This window comes from Caulobacter sp. 10L414 (genome assembly GCF_056395525.1).
The window spans coordinates 1-3,685 of record NZ_JBFTJR010000120.1 but is presented as its reverse complement, the minus strand read 5'-3'; the positions used below and the strand labels follow the sequence as shown (position 1 = coordinate 3,685).

Sequence of the window (3,685 nt, the reverse complement as noted above, 5' to 3'; positions counted from 1 at the left end):
CCTCCCCCAGAGGGGGAGGATCTACCGAGCAGATGCTCCCCCTCTGGGGGAGCTGTCGGCGAAGCCGACTGAGGGGGTCAGCCCCCCGGGCCCTTCTCGAAATACTTGAAGTAGGCGCTGTCGGGCGACAGGACGAAGGTGGTGTCGCCCCTGCCCATCGACTGCTCGTAGGCCTGCATCGAGCGGTAGAAGGCGGCGAAGGACGGGTCGCGGCCGAAGCTGGAGGCGAACAGCTGGGCGCGCTGGGCGTCGGCTTCGCCTCGGATCTTCTCGGCTTCCTCGTAGGCGGTGGCGACGATCTCGCGGCGCTGCTGGTCGCCGATGGCGCGCAGCTCGGCGGCCTCCTGCTTGCGGGCGGTCTGCATCCGCTCGTAGACGGCCTGCTGGTTGGGCTGGGGCAGGTCGGCGCGCTTGATGCGCACGTCGATGATCTGGATCCCGAGGTTCGAGGCCTTGACCTGGCGGGCCACCTCGTCGCGGATCGCGGCCATGATCTGGGCGCGCTTGCCGGCGATCACGTCGCCGGAGTCGGCGCGACCGATCTGCTCGCGCAGGGCGGCGTTGACGATGCGGTCCAGGCGGTCGCGGGCCACGGTCTCGCTGCCCAGCGCCCGAAAGAACTGGCGCGTGTCGGAGATGCGGTAGCGGACGAAGGCGTCGACCACCAGCTTCTGCTGGTCGGCGGCGGTGACTTCCTCCTGGTTGGCCGACAGGTCGATGTTGCGCTTGTCGAAGCGCAGCACGTTGTCGATCGGCGACTTCAGGTGCAGGCCGGGCGAGGTGACCACGGCCACCGGATCGCCGAAGCGCACCACCAGGGCCTGCTGGCGCTGGTCGACCTTGTAGACCGTGGTGCTGACCAGGATCAGCGCGCCCACCGCGGCGACGCCGACGGCGATCAGGGGCGTGTTGTTGGCGGGACGGCTCATCGGGCGGCTCCGTCGGTGGCGGCAGGGGCGGCGGCGGCCGGCGGGGCGACGGACCTCGCCCGGAAGGTGTCCGACGGCAGGATCACAGGAGCGTTGGCGCCCTTGTTGTCGACGATCACCTTGTTGGAGTTGGCCAGCACCCGCTGCATGGTCTCGATGTAGAGGCGCTCGCGCGTCACGGCCGGGGCCAGCTTGTACTGGTCGTAGACCTGGTTGAAACGGGCCGCGTCGCCCGCGGCCTCGCGCACCACCTGCTCGCGATAGCCCTTGGCCTGCTGGATCACCTGGGCGGCTTCGCCGCGGGCGACATTGGCGGCCGACTGGGCGTTCTGGGCCGCGCGCTGCACGTCGCGGAAGGCGTCGACGACCGGCTCGGGGGCGTTGGCCACCTGGATGCGGACGCCCTCGATATGGACGCCGATGTCGTAGCGATCGAGCACCCGCTGCATCAGGATGCGGGTCTGGGCCTCGACCTCGCCGCGGCCGTTGGTGAGGATCGGGGTGAGGGCGGTCTTGCCGACCACCTCGCGCATGGCGCTTTCGGCCACGTCCTTGAGCACGACGTTGGGCTCGCGCACGTTGAACACGTACTTGCCGGCGTCGGACACGCGCCACTGAACGGTGAACGACAGGTCGACGATGTTCTCGTCGCCGGTCAGCATCAGGCGCTCGGCGGGCACCTCGGCGCCCGGGACGCCGCCGATGTCGAGCGTCTGGATCGAGGTGACGGGCACGCGCTGCACGGCCTCGACCGGCCAGGGCAGGTGATAGCGCAGGCCAGGATCGCTGGTGCGGCTGTAGGCGCCGAAGGTGATGACCACGCCCTGCTGGTTGGGCTGGACGACATAGGTCCCGGTCAGTAGCCACAGGCCGACCACGGCCCCGGCGCCCAGCACGATCGCCTTGCCGCGGCCGGGGCCGCCGAAGGTTCCGCGCAGGCGCTCGGTGACGCGCTCGACCAGCTCGCTGACGTCGATCGGAGGCGGCGGAACGCCAGGCGGACCGGAGGGGCGGCGGCCGGGGTCGGACTTGTTCCGCCCACCGTCGTTCTTGTCGTCGCCCGGCGGGGGCGATCCCCAGGGGCCGGGTCCGGCGTTGTCGTTCCAGGGCATGGGCGGCGCTATCTTCCCGTCGCTCGTTCTTGCGGATGGCGGGGTTGTAAAAGCCCCCCCGTACGCGGATATGAGGACCCCCGCACGACAAGGCAAGACAAAGACGTGACCGCGAGCCCTTCCGCCACCCCCGACGACGCCCGCGAGGCCCTCGACCGCATCGAGGATCCGGCCACCGGCCTTGGCCTGGTGAAGGCCGGCCTGGTGCAGGGACTGGTGGTGCGCGAAGGCAAGGCCGGCTTCGTGCTGGAGGTTCCGGCCGCGCGCGTCGGCGGCTACGGACCGGTGCGCGAGGCGGCCGAAAAGGCCCTGGCGGCGCTGCCGGGGATCACCCGCGCCCAGGTGGTGCTGACCGCCCAGGCGGCCGCCGAGACCACCCGGGTGCGCAAGGGCGCCCGCGTCGCCGACGACCCGCAGGCCCAGGTCGGTCCGCCGCCGGCCTCCGAAAAGCCCGCCCACGTGCGCCACGTCATCGCCGTGGCCTCGGGCAAGGGCGGGGTGGGCAAGTCGACGGTCTCGACCAACCTGGCCTGCGCCCTGGCGGGGCTGGGGCTGAAGGTGGGCCTGCTGGATGCCGACATCTACGGCCCGTCGGCCCCGCGCATGATGGGCGTCGAGGGCGAGCCGACCTTCGAGGACAAGAAGCTGCTGCCGATGCAGGCGCACGGCGTGAAGCTGATGTCGATCGGCTTCATGGTCGACGAGGGCAGGGCGATGATCTGGCGCGGGCCGATGGCCTCGTCGGCGGTGCGCCAGCTGATCCACGACGTGGCCTGGGGAACCGAGGACGAGCCGCTGGACGTGCTGGTCGTCGACCTGCCGCCGGGCACCGGCGACATCCACCTGACCCTGGTGCAGAAGCTGCGCATCGACGGCGTGGTGCTGGTCACCACCCCGCAGGAGATCGCCCTGATCGACGCGCGCCGGGCCGCGGCGATGTTCGCCAAGACCGCGACGCCGATCCTGGGCCTGATCGAGAACATGGCCTTCTTCGCCGACCCGGCGACGGGCGGGCCGATCCCGATCTTCGGCTCGGGCGGCGGCGTGGCCGAGGCCCAGGCGCTGGGCACGCCGGTGCTGGCCCAGGTGCCGATCGAGATGAGCGTGCGCGAAGCCGGCGACGCAGGGCGGCCCGCGGTGCTGGCCGCGCCCGAAAGCGCCGCCGCCAAGGCTTTCGTCGATGCGGCCAGCGCGGTGTGGAAGAGCATTTCGCACTAGGGTGAGGATGTTGTTCCTGGAGGGGGATGAGGGGTCTTAACGCCGGCGCTGACCCCCTCCGGCCCTCCGGGCCACCTCCCCCAGAGGGGGGGTGGTCTTGATCGGCGAACCTCCCCCACGGGGGAGGCGGCCGAAGGCCGGTGGGGGGCCGGTTTCAGCTTTCGAGACGGCGGGTGGGTTCGCAGTCGCTCCCCCCACCGATCGCTGCGCGATCGCCTCCCCCACAGGGGGAGGTTCCTTGAGGGTTGGGCACAGGTTCTCGGTCTCCCGCGCCAAAGCGCGTTAGGTCGGGGAGGCGCGGAGCGGCCGGGCGGAGCCCGGGGACCGTGTGTTTGTTTAGCGTTTCGGCTTCGTCGACCGCTCCGCCGCGTCGTTATTCCGGAGGGCCGGAGGCGCGGGTGCTGTTTCAACCCTGGACCCGGCTGT

General features: G+C 71.2%; 3 protein-coding genes. 1 reads left to right on the top strand and 2 read right to left on the bottom strand.

What is annotated here, in order from left to right:
• Positions 1–77 precede the first annotated feature (77 nt).
• Complete coding sequence (gene hflC / locus AC1DCG_RS24940; protein ID WP_477031378.1) at positions 78–929, bottom strand: protease modulator HflC; 852 nt, start codon at positions 927–929, stop codon at positions 78–80.
• Positions 926–2,041, bottom strand: coding sequence for an FtsH protease activity modulator HflK (gene hflK / locus AC1DCG_RS24935; RefSeq protein WP_477031379.1), 1,116 nt, complete (start codon positions 2,039–2,041; stop codon positions 926–928). The genes hflC and hflK overlap by 4 nt, the downstream gene beginning before the upstream one ends.
• Before the next feature lie 105 nt (positions 2,042–2,146).
• On the opposite strand from hflK, the gene AC1DCG_RS24930 reads away from it, so the two are divergent.
• Complete coding sequence (locus AC1DCG_RS24930) at positions 2,147–3,259, top strand: Mrp/NBP35 family ATP-binding protein (protein WP_477037288.1); 1,113 nt, start codon at positions 2,147–2,149, stop codon at positions 3,257–3,259.
• Positions 3,260–3,685 lie beyond the last annotated feature (426 nt).